The organism is Streptomyces sp. NPDC059740 (genome assembly GCF_042733155.1).
Lineage (GTDB): Bacteria > Actinomycetota > Actinomycetes > Streptomycetales > Streptomycetaceae > Streptomyces.
This window is the reverse complement of record NZ_JBHWGP010000001.1, coordinates 138,250-156,052: the sequence shown is the minus strand read 5'-3', so window position 1 is coordinate 156,052 and position 17,803 is coordinate 138,250. Positions and strand designations below refer to the sequence as shown.

The window sequence follows — 17,803 nt, the reverse complement described above, 5'->3', positions numbered from 1 at the left end:
ACACGGTGCCAGGGTTGACGGCACGACGGAACCACCTGAGCGAAGGGGAAGCCCATGGCTGGCAACGGGCAGCAGAACGTCGACATTGCGGGGATGCGGGCGGCGCAGCCGCACTTCGAGACCGCGCTGAACGAGACCTCGCAGGTCTACACCAACATGAGCGACCAGGCCAGCACCCTGGAGGCGAGCTGGACCGGTGACGCGGCCAAGTCCTTCACACAGGCTCTGAACCAGTGGCTGGAGAACTGCAACATCGTCAAGCAGCAGCTCCAGATCGTCACGGACAAGCTCGCCGCCAACACCGGCAGCTACCAGAACGTCCACGCCAACACCAGCGACGCGGCCGCGGAGCTGAACAGCGCCATCGCCGCCGGCCTCCCCGGCTTCTGAGCCGCGGCCGCGCGGACACCTTGCTCCGCACACTTCCGTCGACGACCCGGCGATGGGCGCCGGGCACCTGCCAAGAGAGGGCAACATGACGACGTACCAGGTAAGCCTCCAGCAGATGGAGTTCGTCGGTGGCGAGATGGACGCCATCGCGAAGCAGATCCAGCAGACGCTCACCGAGCTGGACGATGCCTCCAAGCAGAACCTCTCCCAGTGGTCCAGCGACGCCCGTGAGGCGTACAACGTCGCGAAGGCCAAGTGGGACGCCGCTGCCGCCGCCATGCAGCAGCAGGCGGCCAAGGCCACCGCGTCGCTCGGCAACATCGGTGAGTACTACACCAGCGGCGAGAAGTACGGCGTCAACCTCTGGGACGAGTGACCGATGTCCGCGATGACCACCGCAGGCCCGAGGACGGGAGGTGACGCCCGATGGTGAGTGCCGGTGACACGAACTACGGCATGAACAACGACTCGTCCAGTTCGTCCTCAAGTTCGTCGTCCGACGATTCCTCGTCCGGCGGCACCTACGGCGACAAGGACGATCCGCAGCACTACGACGGCGGCGAGTACGACGGCTCCACCTCGGGAACGGTCAACACCGGCCAGTCGGTGCCCGACATGCCGCCGCCCGTGGCCTCGGACGATTCCGACAACGGCGGCGACGTGTCCGTCGACACCATGGCGCTCAAGAGGTTCGCCGACAACCTGGACACCATCGCCGACGCGGTCGGCGGGGCCCGGACCCGGGTGGACCACCTCGCGCCCATCCTGCCCGGGAAGTTCAAAGAGGCGGAGACGCTCCAGGCCAAGATCAGTGGTGGCCCGCAGGGCGGCGGCGGATTGCAGCAGGGCCTCGTCGACTCCATGCACGGCCTGCGGCAGGCCCTGATGGAGACCGCCGAGAAGATCCGGGCGATGGCCAACAAGTACGACACGCTTGAGGAGCTCAACAACAAGGCGGGCTCCGAGCTGACCGACCTCATGCAGACGGCCCAGCGCGACCTCCAGGCCTTCCAGCAGGACACCACGAGCCTGGGACAGAGTGCGGGCACGGACGTGCCGGTGTCGTCGTCGACGTCGTCGACGACCACGCAGGACGCCTGACGCCGGTCACGGTCCCTCCGCACCGGCACCGCTGCGGGTGGACGAGGAAGAACGCCATGACCGCGAGGGTCCGGTGGCAGCCACCGGCCCACGCGGTCTCGCGGGTGGGAGCGCCGGCCCGGCAGGGGCGGCGGAGACGGACGCCCCGGGACGCTGTGGGGGCTTGGTGAGACGAAGGCGCAACGTCCGTCGGACGGTGCGCCTTGTGGGCATGGGGCGGAGGGCCTACCAGCGATGAGTGAGAGCAGCACCTCGTACAACACGGGCAGCGGTGACGGGAGCGGGTACACGGAGACCGTTCCGGGGTACGGCGGTGGTGCCACGTCGGGGGCTCCCGTGTACACGGCCGTCCCCGGCCAGCCCGCCTACGTGGAGCAGGTGCCACCGGGGGAGGTCACCAACGGCTACGAGACCGGCAACTACGGTTTGGCGCCGGGCTCCTACAACGGTTACGCACCAGTCGTCGTCCCGGACGGCTACGGCGGCCAGGTGCCGGGGGAGAGTGGCTACGCCCCGGGCTCGCAGCCCGGGTACACCACCGAGTCCGCCCCGGCCGGTTACGGGATGGTCCCCGACCAGTACGCGACGGGGACGCCGTCCGGTTACGAGATGGTCCCCGACCAGTACGGGACGGGCACCGCGGTGGGCTACGGCACGGACCAGTACGGCGGCGTGATCGGTGCGCCGACCGGTTACGAGACCGACCCGTACGGGGGCCTGACCGGCACGCAGACCGGGTACGGCACGGATGCGTACGGCGACCCGACCGGGTACGGGTCGGGTACGTACGGCACCCCGGCCGGTTACGGCACCCCCACCGGGTACGGCACTGATCCGTACGGGGGCGTGACCGGCACGCAGGCCGGGTACGGCACGGATGCCTACGGCAACCCGACCGGGTACGGCACGACTTCGTACGGGAGCCCGACCGGCTACGGCACGGACGCGTACGGCAACCCGACCGGCTACGGCACGACTTCGTACGGGAGCCCGACCGGCTACGGGACGACCGGGTACGGCAGCCCGACCGGCTACGGGACGGACGCCTACGGTGGCACCACGACTCAGGGCACCGGTGCCGACACCACCTCGGACTCCTCGTCCGACACCACCTCCGACTCGGACTCCGATTCCGATTCCGAGACGGTCACGGACGCCACGACCTCATCCGACTCGGACGACTCCGACTCCGATTCCGACGACTCGGACGACTCCGACGACGATTCGTCCTCGGACGACGACTCGGACTCGGAGGACAACTCGGACTTCGACGACGGGGACGGGGACTATGACAACTGGACCTGGAAGCAGGTCATAGCGCACGTCACCGGGAGCTCCCCCAGCGACACCAGCGTGGACCCCCAGTCCATTTCCAACCCGCAGACCCTGCAGGACGCGGCGGACACCTTCTGGTACACGGGCCAGGTGTTGCAGAGAGCGGGCGACAACCTCGACCAGCAGGTCGAGGCCCTGGCCGGTGAGAACGGGTCGTGGAAGGGGCCGGCGGCGCAGAGTTTCCTCAGTCTGATGAAGACCCTGTCCGAGCAGACCACGAACCTGGCCGACGTGCTGACCGGCGGAGTCACCGGGGACAATAACGTTCCGCAGCAGTTGGCGGACAACGCCACCCACCTGTGGGAGGCGATCAGCAAGCTGTACGACATCGACGACTGGTACGCCAAAGAGGCCCAGAGGGTCTACGACCTCACCCGCGACATAGACGACGAACCCGACATCGTCATGGACAACGGGCAGATCGCTGTGGGCCAGGTCCCCCATATCTCGGACTACATGAGCCAAGACATGCGTGGCGTGCTCAAGGCCCTGGCGAGCCATTATCGGGTCACGATCGACGCGGTGCGCCCGGCCAGTTTCTCCAACCCGGTGACCGGTGGCGAAGGCGGCCTGACCGGCTCGACGGGAGGGTACGGCGCACCCCTCCAGGACGCACAGCTTGCGCAGCCGGCGATCCCGGCGACCTTCTCACCGTACGGCGCGATGACGCCTGCGTATGCCGGTGCACCGATGCCCGGCAGCACCGCCACGACGTCGCCGTACAGTCAGGCGTTCCCCGCGACCCCAGGTGCGCCGGGGTCGTACGAGCTGCCGGAGGAGCCCACCGTGTTGGTGCGGGGGGAGGCTCCGGGCCAGGACACCGACGGCGGGGACTCGTCGGAGGGGCAGCCGCGGTTGCTGCGCCGTGCACTGGCCCGGGAGGTGGTCCCGGGGCAGGACGCGGACGGTGACGGGACGTCGGAGGGGCAGCCGCGGTTGCTGCGCCGTGCACTGGCCCGGGAGGTGGTCCCGGGGCAGGACGCGGACGGTGACGGGACGTCGGAGGAGCAGCCGCGGATGCTGCAGCGTGTGCTGGCCCGGGAGGTGAGCGAGGAGCGGAACGCGGACGACACAGGCACGACTGACCAGGGACAGCCGGATTTCGCGGACAGCGGGCAGACGCCCAGGCTGCACAGGACCGCCATCAGGGTGGTGGAGGTGCCGGCGAACAACGGGTCGGCAGGCCAGGACGTCTCGCAAGTGCAGCCGGCGCAGAGTCATCCTGCTGACGACAGCCTGCGTAGCGAGCCGATGGCTGCCGATGCGGCACACCTGATGCTTCCCGAGCAGAACCTGGCCGTGCCGGCGGCGGAGGGCGTGGAACCGCGGTTGTACATGCCGGCCGAGTCCGACCACGCCGTTCCGGCCACGCAGACGACCGACGACCAGACGGTGCCGTCGCAGCCGGCGGTCTTGTACCGGCACGCGGTGGCGGAGGTGCCGCAGGTCCCGGGTCAGGACGTCTCGCAAGTGCAGCCGGCACAGGCGCATCCCGCTGACTACCACCTGCCCACGGAGATGGTGGACGCCGAGGTGCGGCAGGTGATGCCTGCCGAGCAGAACCCGGCCCAGCCGGCGGTGCCGTCGCAGCCGGGTGCGGGGGACGGCGAGTCCGGTGGACTGCCCGGGTTCTGATGTCCGCGGTGCGGGGCCGGCGTTCCGCAGTCCCGGGCGGTCGGCCGGCGAGCGGCCGGCCGTCCCCGTCGGGGTGCGAGGTGCGGCCGGGGATGTCGGAGTGATGAACAGACAGTTCTCGCCGAGTTACGGAACTCGCCGGTAAGGGCGGTGAATGGTACGAGTTCGTCTCAGAGCACGGCAGTGTGCTGATCGCACCGCCCCTAACGCCTACTCTGGTTGACCAGCCCCGAGAGCTGTGCCACGGCAGGGTCGCCGGTCTTCCGGACAGTGCCGGCCGGGGCTGGATGCCGAGCCGCCGCGCGTGGACCGCGCCCGGCGGCCTCGCGCGGTCGTAGGCGTTCGGGGGGAGGGAGCGGAGGCGGCATGACGGACAGCTGGGATTCTCCAGACTCGGGCGGTGCTTGGGATCATTCCGACGCCGAGTACTCCAACTGGGGTTGGAAGGCGATCGTCTATGCCGTCACCGGCTACGACACCAACGACCCCGGGAGCCAGGCGACGGCCCACACCATCGTGGACCCGCAGACCGTGCAGGAGGCGGCCGACACCTTCTGGTACGCGGAGCAGGTGATCCAGCGGGCGGCCGACAACATCCAGCTGCAGACGGACGCGCTGGCGGGAGAGAAGGGCCCGTGGAAGGGCCCCGCCGCACAGGCGCTCCACCGGGTGATGAGCTCGCTCTCCGACCAGGCGAAGAAGCTGGGCGAATCGCTCTCCGGGGGCATCACCGGGGACTACGACATCCCGCAGCAGCTCGCGAACAACGCGTCCCACCTGCGGCAGGCCGCCCAGCTGGTGGCGGACATCGACAACTGGTACGCCCAGCAGGCGCTGGCCACGGGCGACAAGTACCTGAAGATGGACAACGGCCAGATCCACATCGGCAGGCTGGACGCCTACGTCGACGCGATGTCCCAGGACATGGCGAACGTCCTGACCTCCCTTTCGCATCACTACCAGGTGACCCAGGACAGCGTCACCGACCCGCCCCCGGTGACCACGGGGGGCGGCGGCCCCGCTCCGTACCCGGGCGCCGGTACAGGCGTGCCCAACCCGTACAACCCCTACGGCGGGTACTCCCCGAACCTTCCGGGATACGGCGGAGGGGTGTCGCCGTACAACTCCACCAACGCGCCGTACTACACCCCCACCGGCTACTCCGGACCGACGGACCTTCCCAGCCCGTACTCGGGCAGCAACAACCCGACGGCGATGCCGTACTCCGGCGCGGATGGCGGCCCGGGCGCCGGCAACATACCCGACTTCTCCGGCTCCCCGGACCTCAGCACGAGCGGACCGGGCGGCGGCGCCCCCACCCCCTACCCGAACTCCACTGACCTGGGCACGGACGCGCCCACCGGTTCGGGCCTCGGAGGGACCGACACGGCCGGCGTGAGCCACGCCCCCTACGGCGGCCCCACCTCGCTCGGGGACACCGGTGGGCAGCTCCCCGGCGGGGCCGACCTCCCGACGACGTCCCCCTCCCTGACCTCGTCGGGCGGGGCGCCGGACACCATCCCCACCATCAGCCCCTACTCGGGGCCCACCGACCTGGGCTCGGGCGGCAGCCTGCCCGGCGGCGGTGCCTACGACCCGACGATGGACGCGGCCCTCAACCCGTCCTCCATCCCCTCCATCCCCTCCTACCCGGGCCCCAGCAAGAGCCCGACGCCAAAGGCGAACTACACGCCGAAGCCGTACACGGGCCCCCTGGGCCTGGACGACACCGGAAGCCTCGGGGACGGGTCGGGCGCCGGGTCCGCGGGCGCGGACCTGCCCGGGCTGAACACCTCCGGGATCGACGCCCCCGACTTCCCAGCGCTCTCCCACTACCCGGGCAGCACCAGCCTGGCCGGCTCCGGTCCCGCCTCGCTGGGCTCCTCCGACGGCCTGGACAGCCTGGCGAGCTACCCGGGCGACACCGGCCTGACCGGCTCCCACCCCACCACGCTGGGCGCGTCGGGCGGTGCGGGCGGCGTGCCCGGCTACCCGGGCAGCACCGACCTGTCCGACCCGTCCACGGAAACCGGCCTGGACTCCCTGGCCGGTCCCGAGGGGGCCGAGCTGTCCCCGCAGGTGGGGGGCGGGGCGAACACAGCCGCTGCGGGCGGCGGTTCCGGCATGCCGATGATGCCGATGGGCGGCATGGGCGGCGGTATGGGAGCCGGCGGCGCCGGCTCCGGCACCTCTCCGTCCGACTCCTCCGGCCTGCTGCAGGGCGACCCGACGCCGTGGCGCGGTTCGACAAATCTGGAGGACATCGGACACCTGAACCACGCGACCCTGCCGGGAGGCGAGGGACTGGACTTCTCACCCCGTGGGCTGGACACCGAGGGCCTGTCGCTGGACGGTGCCGGCGGCGGCCTGCCCTCCGACGGCCTGCCCTCTGACGGGCTGTCCTCCGACGGGCTGCCGTCGGGCGGCGACGAGATCCCCTCCGACGGACTGTCGCTGGACAGCGACGGCGGTGCGTCCGACTCCTACGGTGACGGGCTGACCGCGGCGGCTGCCGGTGGTCCGGGCTCGACGGCACAGGGTGGTGCCGGTATGCCGATGATGCCGATGGGCGGCATGGGCGGTGGCATGGGCGCCGTCGGCGGTTCGGCAGGGGCGCCCTCCGACGCATCGGGTCTGCTGGAGGGGGACGACAGGCCCTGGCGCACCAGGAACGCGGACTCCACGCCCAAGGTGGCCGGCGGGGCCGGGGCCGGCGGTGCCGGGCTGGACTTCTCGCGGCGCGGTCTGCCCGAGGAGGTCGCGGCGAGCGGCGCCGGCGAAGCGGAGCAGTCGCCCGGCGGGATGCCGGTCATGCCCATGATGCCGATGGGTGGACCGGGCGCCGGGGCGGGAGCAGAGGGCACCCAGAGCACCCCCTCGGACTCCTCCGGCCTGCTGCACGGCTCCACCGAGGGCTGGACGGACGCCCCAGGCCGGGAAGAGGCCCCGGTCGGTTCCCCGGGCGGCACACCGCAGGGCGAGGCGGACCTCAGCCTCCCGGCGGGCGACGCCGACCCCTACGCCCACGAGCCGCAGACCGCGGAAGCAGCGTCGGGCCGGGAAGCGGCGGCATCCGAGACGAACGACGCGTCCGCCGACGTAGGGGCCTTCGCCACCGGCACCCTCGACGGCCTGCCCTTCCTCGCGTCGACCTGGGGCACCAGCGCCGCGGGGCCGGCCGCGGGCGCAGCGGCCACCCCTGCCTGGAATCCGGGCGTGCACACGGCCGGCCAGATGCCGCACACCGGAGCCGCCAACGGCACGCACCCGACCACCGGCAGCGCTCCTGCCGCGGCGCGTCCCACAGCCAGCACCGCCCCGGCCGCGGCACAGCCCGCCCAGGCCCCGGCCCCGCAGGCCCCCGCCACCCAGGCGGCACCGAACGCCGGCCCCGGGTCCGAGGCAGCCGCCGTGCCGCCGCAGGCCGGGGCACCCGTCGTCCCGGCGCACGACTCGGCACCGGCGGCCCCTCCCGCCACGCCGCAGGCCGCGCCGCACGCCGTCCCCGCGGCTCACGCGCCGCAGCAGGCGGCTGCGGCCCCGGCACCGCAGGCCCAGCACGCGGCGGCTCCGGCCCCCGAGCAGCGGAGCGAGCCGACCTCTCGGGTGACGAGCCCGGAGACACCTGCGGCCGTTCACCCACCGCAGCCCGCCCAGGCCCCGGCGCCCGTTCCTCAGGCGCCGGCCACCGCCCCTCTCGTGCAGGCACCGGCCGTCGCGGTGGGCGGACAAGGCCCCGTCCAGGCGCCGGCCGCCGCTCCGCAGCAGGCAGTGCACGCGGCTCCGGCTCCTGCCGCGACCCCCAGGACCGCTCCGGCGGCGGCACCCGTCACGTCGGCGCCGGCCCCGGCAACGGCGTCCGCTCCGGCACCGGTGCCGTCCTACGCGACGTCCGCACCGGCGTCGACCTCCGCGCCGACCGCGGCCCCGGCGGCTGCGCCCGCCTCGGCAGCGGCGCCCGCCACCGCCTCGGCCTCGTCGTCCGCCTCGGCCCCGGCCCCGGCTTCGTCCGCACCGGCGGTGGCCCCGGCCTCCTCCGGTGCCCCGGCGTCCTCCGGTGCCCCGGCCTCGGTCGGGGCCCCCAACACGGCGGCATCCGCGTCGGCTTCCGCGTCGGCGCCCGCGTCGGCATCGACGGTGGCTCCCGGGGCGGCGTCGAAGGCGCGTACCACCGGACCCGTGGCACAGCCGGCCTCGCCGGCCCCGGCCCAGGAGGCGGCCGAGGTGGACGACACCGACGCCTGGGACGTCTCCCTGCTGCCGCTGTTCGGCTCCCGGGGCGGCCAGGCCGGTGCGGGTGGCGGAGGCACCGAGATGGCGTTGGGCGCGGCCGGTGTGGTGGGTGCGAGCGCGTACACCATCGCCCGGGGCACCGGCGCGGGCGAGGACCAGGAGTTCGCCGAGCCCACCCGGCCCGCCTGGCGACCCAAGCCGTCCTCCGGTGGGGACCTGCCCTCGCGTACCGGGTTCAGCTGCTCGGGAGCCGAGCCGGACAGGCGGCCGACCGCCGCCGACTCCGACGGCGAGGGGGAGGACGACGACTCCGCCGCGGGCCGGTCCAGGGGCAAGTCCAAGAAGCGGAACGAGGACGGCGGGAGCAGCGTCGCCGACCTGCTGCGGCAGAGCGGGGACATCTGGGGCGGGGACGGTCCCCGCTGAAGTCGGTGCGCGCGGCGGGCGGCCGGTGTGGTCAGGCAGGCAGAACCGACTGTCCGTGCGGTCAAGATCGCCCCGCTGCGGGTTGGTCCCGCGCGTCCCGCACGGTTGGCTGGACGGGACCGGCCGCACAGGCGCAGCACGAAGCGTGGAGGGGAACGGGATGTCGACTCCGTACGATCAGCAGATCGAGGATCTGCTGGCCGAGTACCGCGATGCGCGTGAACAGGCCGCCGACACGCGTCAGCAGATCAACGACATCAAGGTGACGGTGACCGCTCCCCGCCAGGTGGTGAAGGTGACGGTGGGCGCCCAGGGCCAGGTGCTGGCGCTGGACTTCCCCACCGCGGCCTACCGGAACCTGGCGCCCAAGGACCTGTCGCGGGTCATCTGCACCGCGTTGGAGCAGGCCAGGGCCAAGGCGCTGTCGCAGGTGATGGAGATGACGATCGGGAAGCTGCCCAAGGGCGTCACGCCGGCCGACATGGTGACGGGCAACTTCGATCCCCGTGACCTGTTCCCGAAGGAGATCGAGCTTCCCGAGGTCGTCCGGGACTTCGTCGAGCACGGGTTCGGTCCGCGCAGTGGTGGGAGGGCACGGTCATGACCGATTCCTCGGGCGGCACGGTGCGTGTCGACACGGAGATGCTCCAGAGCGCCGCGCGCAAACTGGAGGACCTGACCGAGTACATGAAGAACATCGCCGAGAACTTCAAGGCGGACTGCGACGCTTTCGGCGACGTGATCGGCGATGACAAGAACGGCAAGCAGATGCACGGCCAGTACGACAAGTCGCACACGGATGCCCTGACCGCCGGGTTCGACGGCGCCAGCCTTCTGCAGCGGACGACCGACGAGGTCAACCAGCTCGTGCGGTCCCTGCACAACGTCGAGCAGACGGCGACCGAGGTCGGCCAGCGGCTGAACTCGCACACCACCAACGGGTAGGCGATGAGCAGCACATCCCAGGAGGCGGAAGCCGGTCGGGCCGCCGCCCCCGCGGTCATTCCCATGGTGCCGGTCTCGGCCCAGGACAAGGCCCTGGCCGCGGAGCGCGGGGAGCGGGAGCCCGGGGACGCCGGCCGCCCGTCCGCCGCCGGTACGCCGGACGGCACGGACGGCGACACCGGCATGCCTCCGGTTCCGGACCACGTGCGGGAGGCCGCGAAGGCCGCCCCCGACCACTGGTTCGGCATGGTCGACCCCACCTGGTCCGGTGAGGGCGCCCCACCGGTGTGGGCGTTGGTCGGCCAGTGGCGTTCGGACCTCCAGGGCGAGGTCGTGGAGTGGCGGGACAACGAGGAGTACCGCCCCTCGCCCGCCGCGCTGGGCTGGCCCGACCCGAAGGACCCGGTGGACGCCGCCCTGCAGTTGGCGGTGACCGGTTACGGCCCGGCCGACGCGGTGACGCGGGAGCTGGCGACCGCGGAGGTGGCGGTGTTCGTCGCGCCCGGCGGAGGTCTGCTGTCCGCCGTCGCGCCGGACGACGAGTCGGCCGTCGTGCCCGTCTACACCTCCCCGCACTACCTGCACGCCGCCGGCCGGTTGTCCTTCCAGACCGTGCGGGCCGCCGAGTTGCTCGACCGGCTGCCCGAGGACCACGTGGTCTACCTCAACGCCTCCGGCCCGGTGAGCATGACCGTGGAGCCCGGGGTGCTGCGGGAGGCGGTCGAGGCCGCCGGTGCGGTGAACGAGGAGGACGACTGGCTGGGGGCGCTGGACGACATCCTGCCGCCCGTGCGCACGGAGCAGGCGGAGTCCTCGGCGGAGGGTGGCACGGTGCGGGGCACCGGGGGAGAGCCCGCCTGACATGCTCGGTCCGGTCCTGGGGCCCTGTGGGCTCGTGGCGAAGCCTCCCGTGGCGGCGGGGGGTGCTTCGGCATGAGCATCATGATGCCCAAGGAGCTGGAGTGGGTCGCCAACCTCGCGGGCGGTGAGTGGCCCGAGGCGGACGAGGACAAGTGCTGGGACCTCTCCCAGCGGCACAAGGACTACGCCGAGGAGATGCGCTCGGCCGCGTCCAAGCTCAAGGACGCGCTGGCGGACTTCCGGCAGGGCGTGACGGGCGCCACGGCCGAGCAGTTCGAGGCGTACCTCCAGAAGATGGTCGACCAGTACGAGGACGTCGCCACGGCGGCCGACCAGCTCGCCGACATGCTCGACGACTACGCCCTCAAGATCCAGTACGCCAAGATCATGATCATCGCGATGCTGGGTTGGATGGCGGCCCAGATCGCGTTCTTCATCTGGTGGGCCCCTGAGAGCCTGGGCGCCATCGAGGCCGAGGGCCAGCTCGCCATGCGCGCGATCCTCACCAGTCTGGCCAAGGCCATCCTGGTGAACGCGGCCGTCGGCGCGGCCGCCGGTGCGGGACTGTCGATGGCGGTGCAGGGCATCCAGTTCGCCCTGCACCGGCGTCACTCGATGGACTGGGGAGAGGTCGGCACCGCCGCCGGTGCCGGTGCGATCACCGGAGGCATCACCGGCGGTCTGTTCGGCGGGGCGGCGCTCAGCGGCGCCGGGCGCAAGGTCCTCTCCACGCTGCTGGGCAAGATGGCCCTGGGTGGGCTCGGCGGCGCGGCGGGCATGGCGGCCTCCGACGCGGCGTTCCACATGGACGGCTCGCCCGGACTGGGTTTCCTCGCGGGCGCGTTGGGTGGCGCGATCGCCCACATCCCGACGGCGAAGGCGAACTTCAACGCCAAGTACGGCGGGTTCCGCACCTACCTGGGCAACTTCCGGAACCCGCCGACGCTGGACCTGCCCGACCTCGGGGGCGCCGCCGGGGCCGGCAAGGGCGGCTTCAAGGACATCTCACTGATCAACCGCGGCCCGCGGATCCGCAACGGCTACTGGGAGCTGGGCAGCGACGACGGGTCGGTGTACAGCGGCCGTTCGGGGGCCTCCGGCGAGGGCGGTCCGCGCTACGAGCCGTCGGTGTACTCCGACGACAGCCGGACCCCGCTGCTGCGGGACACCGGTGACGGCCTCTCGGTGGACGGACCCGCCTCCTCGCGCAGCTCGGGCTACAGCCCCTCGGAGTTCTCCACCGAAGGCGGCGCCCCGCTGCTGGGAAACGCCGAGAACGGTCTCTCGGCGGACGGGACCGCCTCCTCCACGCGCGGCTCCGGTGCGGAGTCCTCCTCCGGTGCGGAGTCCTCCTCCGGCGCGACGGCGACCACCGGTTACCCGTCCACCTCGGGCAGCTCCACCTCGTCGGTGGGCAGGTCCTCGTCGACCTCCTCGGGCGGTCAGAGCGGTGGCCAGGGCGGTGGCCGGGGCGCCGTTCGGACGGCTTCGGGCAGCGAGGACGCCCGCAGCCAGTCCGACGTCTCGGAACTGTCGGGCAGCAGCGGGGTGGACGGTCTGTCGGAGGTACCCAGCCTTCACGAGGAGACACCGAACACCCGCAGCATGCCTGCCACTTCAGGCACCGACGCGCCGACGGGGAGCGGGCGCCTGTCCGACGGGCCCTCGCTGACCCAGGAGAACCTGTCAGGGGTGGCCGGCCCCTCGGGCAGCCGGGTGGAGTCCTGGCTGGACGGTGTCGGGCACGGCGAGACGCCTGGGGAGAGCGGACCTGCCGCCGGCCTGCCGGGCTTCGAGCAGCCGGTGCAGCACGGCGGCCAGGACGGCCTGAGGGGATTCGACGGTCCCTCGGACCACGCCTCGGTCCCCGACCAGCAGAACTACGCCACGGCGGGTGGCCCGGATGCGCACTCCGCCCCCGGCGGGGGCCAACAGCTCCACGACGTCCCGGCCGAGGGCGTGTCGTCGGGCCCGGCCGGCAGTCACGACGTTCCGGTCGAGGGTGCGTCGTCGGGTCCGGCCGGCAGTCACGACGTTCCGGCCGAGGGTGCGTCGTCAGGCCCGGCCGGCGGCCACGACGTCCCGGCCGAGGGTGCGTCGTCAGGCCCGGTCGGCGGCCACGAGGTGCCGGTCGAGGGCGCGCCGCAGGGTCCGCAGGTGGGTCATGAGGCCCCGGCCGAAGGTGCGTCGTCGGGTCCGGCCGGCGGCCACGAAGCCCCGGTCGGGGGTGCGTCGTCGGGTCCGGCCGGCAGTCACGACGTCCCGGCCGAGGGTGCGCCGCAGGGGTCCCAGTCGGCCCACGGAGGTGCCGTCGACAGCGCGCCGGTCTCTTCGCGGCCGGTCCAGGACGCCCCGGACAGCCCGGTCCAGGACGCCCCGGACAGCGGGGTGTCGTCGGGTTCACCGGCGGGGCACGGCGTCACCGACCGCGGTGTGACGGACCAGCCGCCGGCCTCCGAGCAGACCACCGCGTCCGGGCAGCCCCAGCGGTCCTTCGAGGGCCCGGGGACGCAGCAGAGCGCACCGGAGGGAGCGCAGGGGGAGCAGGGCGGGGCGCCCGTCGGCCTGTCGAGTGCGCCGTCCACCGGTACCGGCGCCGGAGCCGCGACCGGTGGTGGTCCGCGGACCACCGCGCCGGTGTCGAGGGGGACAGGGCCGGCCGGCCGCGAGAACGGCCCCGGCGCGGCCGAGGCACCGCAGATCCAGCGCTACCCCGGCTTCGACACGTCGAACGGCCCGTGGCGGCCGGTGGCCTCCCCGGTGGAGCGCGGCGGCAGCCTGTCGACGTCCGGGCCGAGCGGGCCCGCCGTCCGGTCCACGGACGGGCCGAGTGCGCCCGGCGGGACCCGGCCCGCGGACGGCGGCGCCCGGGAGGCCACCTCCGGTTCCGGCGGCGCCCGGGAGACCACGGCGGGTTCCGGCGGCGCGCCGCTGTCGGGGCAGAACCTGGTGCGGGAGACGCCCGGCGGTACGGCCGGGCGTCCGGGGCCGACCCGTCCGGCGACCGCATCGGGCACCCCCCGGCTGTCGGGCGACCGGCCCTCGGACAGCCGCCTGCCCGGCGACCAGAGGTCGGTGGCCTCGGACAACTCGTCGCCGTCCTCCAGGAGGTCGAGCGTCTTCGACGAGGCCTTGGACTCCTCGGGGCGGCCGGTCTCGCGGGCCTCCTCGGTCGCCCCGGAAGAGCACCACGGCGGCGGCCTCCACCAGGGGCCGGACGAGCCGACCGCGTCCCAGGGGACGGCCCACGGCACGGGGCAGGAGCCTGCCCATGGCACGGGGCAGGAACCCGCCCAGGACCCGGCCGGGCACGCTTCGGACGGGGCCGCGGAGCCGGTGGCGGACCCGGTCGCGGAGGGCATCGCGCGGCGGGAGAGGTGGGACGCCTACCAGGGCGACCGGGACGAGCGCACGGCCCGGCTGCTGGAGTTCGAGCGCGGCAACGACCGCGGCCTCGACCTGCTGCGGGGCTACGAGAAGTTCCAGCGCGAGGACCTGTTCGGCGGACGCGGCCTGCCGAAGGACAGCGTGGGCCACGCGCAGGCCGAGCGGGACTTCCACCAGGCCGTCCTCAACCGCTTCAAGCAGGAGTGGAGCGCCCGGGGCGAGGAAGGGCTCGACGCCGCTGCCTGGGAGCGCAGTTACCGTGAGGTCGCCGACCAGGCCGACCGCCACTTCGCCACGGCCGCGGCACGCCGTCGTGAGCTGACGCACTTCAACGACGCGCTGGACCGGGCGGTCGAGGAGTTCCGGGGCCGCGGCGACCTCGGCGAGGAGGACTTCCTGCGGGAGTCCGGTGACGTCCCCACCGACATCGAGCACTACGAGACGGACCACTTCAAGGACCCGTCGTACGAGCGGGGCGACGGCCGGCCGCGGCCCGGCGAGGACGGTTACGTCCCGACGTCGCTGTCCGGCCTGCGCGCCGACCACCTGGCCCGGGTCCGCGACCTCGTCGACCGCGCGCACGAGGCGCACCCGGACGACCTGGCGGCCCGCAACGGCATGATCGAGGAGCAGCTCGGCGCTCTCGTCGATGACCTGCCGAGGCGGCTGGCGTCGCTGTGGGACTCCACCCACGAGGTGGAGCAGATCAACCGGCAGGTCGACTGGCGGCTGGAGGAGCCGGAGGAGTGGGAGGAGTACGACACTCCGCCCCCCTTCGAGGCGCCCCGCGGTGTCGCGCACTTCGCCGAGGAGGGACGGGGAGCCGGGGAGGACCCGCCGGGCCTGGAGGCGCCGGCGGCCGACGAGGGGCCGGGTTCGGCCACGGGGTCGCAGACCCGTGTCGAGGAGCCCCCGGGCAGCTCGCGTTGGGAGGAGGGCGACTCCGAGGCGACGACCGAGCAGGGTGCGGAAGAGGCGGACAAGCCCGGGCTTGACCAGGCCCCGGGGCAGGCACGGCCCGGCGCCGAGGAGGGGCAGACCCCGGCCGAGGAGCCCGCGAACCTCCCCACGGAGCGCATCTCCTCGATCCTGGACGAGGAGAACATGGCGCGGATGCGCCGCGAGCTGAACGAGGACCTGCACCGCTTCTACCAGACCGAGCGCGAGCGGGCCGGGGTCGACGCAGGGACCGATCCGGCGTCCCTGCGCCGGGCCGCCGAGTTCAACAAGCAGTGGCGCGACCACGTCCATCTGCAGATGCGCGCCCTGGAGAGCCGCGTCGGTCACGCCGAGTTCCGCCAGATCCGCAACGAGAGGCTGCAGGAGCAGCTCCAGCGGAAGTTCGATGAGTACGAGGACGAGTCCTTCGGCCTGCGCAGCCTGCCGGAGGACGCGCGGGAGCGGCTGTCCACGGAGCTGCGGCTTCTCAACGAGAAGGCCGTCGACGAGCACTTCTTCGAGAACACCGAGGGGCACGCCTTCCAGGGCCCGGACTTCCGCGGGACCAAGCTCGGCCGGTGGGACGGCGACACCCGGCGGGCGCCGCGCCCGTACCAGGAGAACCTGGAGCAGATCGAGGCCACCCTGGAGGCCCGCTTCGACCACGAGGTGGAGCTGCGGGAGCAGTTGGAGCGCGGCGCCGAGGCCTACCACCCGCTGCGCCACGACTGGGACGCCGACCGCCGCCTGGACGACACGGTCGCCGAGCTCACCGGCGAGGACTTCCGCAAGGAGACCGTCAAGACCTTCGACGAGCTGTACGCCCCGTACGAGCACGACATCGACGCGTGGCTGGAGCACGAGAAGGACAACGGCGACGCCTTCGCCGGCCGGCTGGAGTCGCTGCCCGCGCCCGAGCAGCGCCCGCCGGACGCCACAGAGACGGCCCTCGCGGGCGAGCCGGCCCCTGCGGGCGAGACGGTCCTCGCGGGCGACCCGCCTCCCGCGGCCGAGCCGGGCCCGGAGGCCGCCCCGGCGCCGGCGAGCGGGCCGGAGGGCCCCGCCGCCCGCAGCCCCGAGCCCCCTGCGGGAACCGGTGGACGTCCGGACGCGGCGGGCGACGGCCGTCCCGGCGCGGCCGGCAGCGTGGAGCGGCCCGGCCAGGGCGCCTCCGAAGGCGGCCTGCAGTCGCAGCAACTGCTGGAACGCCCCGCGGCGCCCCGCACCACGGCCGTGACCCACGGGGAGAACGTGCGCACCTCGCGCGCCCCAGGGGAGGACCAGGGCCCCGGTACGCGGTCCGAGCAGGAGACCGCCGTGGCGGAGGACGCCACCGAGCAGGGCTCCGCCGCCCCGCAGGTCCAGGAGCAGGAGACGCCCGCCCCACCCGGGCTGAGCGAGGCGGAGAAGGCCGCCGTCGGGCGGTCGGGCACGTCCGGTACGGCGGAGCAGCGCATCCAGGCGTGGCAGGACTACCGGGAGGCCACGGAGAACCTCAACGCGGCCCGGCTCTACCAGCAGGAGGTCCAGCAGCGGCCCGACGCCCCCGGGTGGGAGCGCACCCGGGCGGTCTTCCTGCCGCACCTGGCCGGCGTCGAGCTGCGGCAGGCCCAGCAGAGGCTCCAGGCGTTCGGGCTCGACCCGGAGCAGGTGGCGCAGCAGGTGCGGGTGGAGGAGTACGCGCAGACGCACGGCTACCGCCCGCCGGCCGTCGAGGACACGCCCGAGGAGGAGGCGCCCGCACCGGCGCACCCCGACGCGGAGCTGCTGCTGTCCGACGAGCCCGTCGCGGAGCAGACCGGGGCGGCACCGCACGAGGAACCGTCCGCGGCCCGGACCGGGACCGCCGGCGCGCTGGACGGCCTGCGGGCGGAGGCCGACGCGCGCGACGCCGCATACCAGGAGTTCGCGCAGCAACTGGCCGACCGCCCCGGCCTCGCGGGTGCGCCGCAGGTCCACGCGGTCCGCGACTGGTACGCGACCGAGCGGACGAGCGGGGAGCCCGGCGGTGGCCCCGGCGACCTGATGGCGCAGCTCGATGCCCGGCTCGACGCCGCGGAGCAGGACCACGCCGCCCGGGGAGTCGCCGAGCAGGTCTTCGAGCAGAAACTCCTCTCCGGGACGCGGCCCTTCCACGGGAGGGCGTTCGGGGACGCCCCCCAGGCCCGGCAGCTCCTGGAGGAGTTCACGGCCGCCGCGGCGCCCCTGGTCAGGGCGGACGGGACGCAGCACGGCGGGCCGGTCGAGGCGCCGCCGCAGGACGCGGCCGTCGAGGGGAACCACGAGCAGGGGCCGGCCGCCCCGCTGGACGGGCTGGTCGAGGACTTCCGGCCGCGCTACGAGCAGGCGTACCGGGACTGGCAGGCCGACCAGCGGGCCCACCAGGCCTTCGAGTGGGCCACCGACACGTACGGCCGGGACGGTGCCTCGGACATCGCGCTGGGCAGCGCGATCGGGGACTCCCACGCGCTCGCCTGGTACCGGGACCAGGTGCAGCGCCTGCGGCAGGACTTCGTCCAGAACTGGAAGGCCGCGCAGGACACCGCCGGTC

The 17,803-nt window shown here is 73.4% G+C and carries 12 protein-coding genes; 8 read left to right on the top strand and 4 right to left on the bottom strand.

Annotated elements, in window-relative coordinates:
* The first annotated feature begins 54 nt into the window (after window positions 1–54).
* From ACFV3R_RS00485 to ACFV3R_RS00450, 8 genes are all read left to right on the top strand, one after another.
* Window positions 55–390, top strand: coding sequence for a WXG100 family type VII secretion target (locus tag ACFV3R_RS00485; RefSeq protein ID WP_385572986.1), 336 nt, complete (start codon window positions 55–57; stop codon window positions 388–390).
* Between the two features lie 85 nt (window positions 391–475).
* Window positions 476–766, top strand: coding sequence for a WXG100 family type VII secretion target (locus tag ACFV3R_RS00480; protein ID WP_385572984.1), 291 nt, complete (start codon window positions 476–478; stop codon window positions 764–766).
* Between the two features lie 50 nt (window positions 767–816).
* Window positions 817–1,491 (top strand): hypothetical protein, encoded by a 675-nt coding sequence (locus tag ACFV3R_RS00475; RefSeq protein ID WP_385572982.1) that lies wholly within the window; start codon window positions 817–819, stop codon window positions 1,489–1,491.
* Between the two features lie 234 nt (window positions 1,492–1,725).
* The gene (locus ACFV3R_RS00470) at window positions 1,726–4,461 is read left to right on the top strand and encodes a hypothetical protein (RefSeq protein ID WP_385572980.1); all 2,736 of its coding nucleotides are present in this window, start codon (window positions 1,726–1,728) and stop codon (window positions 4,459–4,461) included.
* Window positions 4,462–4,827: 366 nt separating this feature from the next.
* A complete protein-coding gene (locus ACFV3R_RS00465; protein WP_385572978.1) occupies window positions 4,828–9,120 on the top strand; it encodes a WXG100 family type VII secretion target in 4,293 nt (1,430 codons plus the stop codon).
* A 160-nt stretch (window positions 9,121–9,280) separates the two neighbouring features.
* Window positions 9,281–9,724: a YbaB/EbfC family nucleoid-associated protein gene (locus tag ACFV3R_RS00460; protein WP_385572976.1), complete on the top strand. Its 444-nt coding sequence runs from the start codon at window positions 9,281–9,283 to the stop codon at window positions 9,722–9,724.
* Window positions 9,721–10,065, top strand: a complete 345-nt coding sequence (locus ACFV3R_RS00455) for a hypothetical protein (RefSeq protein WP_385572974.1) — start codon at window positions 9,721–9,723, stop codon at window positions 10,063–10,065. Before ACFV3R_RS00460 ends, ACFV3R_RS00455 begins: the two co-directional genes overlap by 4 nt.
* 3 nt (window positions 10,066–10,068) lie before the next feature.
* Window positions 10,069–10,926, top strand: a complete 858-nt coding sequence (locus ACFV3R_RS00450) for a type VII secretion system-associated protein (protein WP_385572972.1) — start codon at window positions 10,069–10,071, stop codon at window positions 10,924–10,926.
* 356 nt (window positions 10,927–11,282) lie between these two features.
* Here ACFV3R_RS00450 and ACFV3R_RS00445 read toward each other — a convergent pair whose 3' ends face one another.
* The 4 genes from ACFV3R_RS00445 to ACFV3R_RS00430 form a co-directional block, all read right to left on the bottom strand.
* A complete protein-coding gene (locus tag ACFV3R_RS00445; protein ID WP_385574308.1) occupies window positions 11,283–11,417 on the bottom strand; it encodes a hypothetical protein in 135 nt (44 codons plus the stop codon).
* Window positions 11,418–12,612: 1,195 nt separating this feature from the next.
* Window positions 12,613–12,912: a hypothetical protein gene (locus ACFV3R_RS00440; RefSeq protein ID WP_385574304.1), complete on the bottom strand. Its 300-nt coding sequence runs from the start codon at window positions 12,910–12,912 to the stop codon at window positions 12,613–12,615.
* 114 nt (window positions 12,913–13,026) lie between these two features.
* Complete coding sequence (locus ACFV3R_RS00435) at window positions 13,027–13,182, bottom strand: hypothetical protein (protein WP_385574300.1); 156 nt, start codon at window positions 13,180–13,182, stop codon at window positions 13,027–13,029.
* A 452-nt stretch (window positions 13,183–13,634) separates the two neighbouring features.
* Window positions 13,635–14,180, bottom strand: coding sequence for a hypothetical protein (locus ACFV3R_RS00430; protein WP_385574295.1), 546 nt, complete (start codon window positions 14,178–14,180; stop codon window positions 13,635–13,637).
* Between the last annotated feature and the right edge of the window lie 3,623 nt (window positions 14,181–17,803).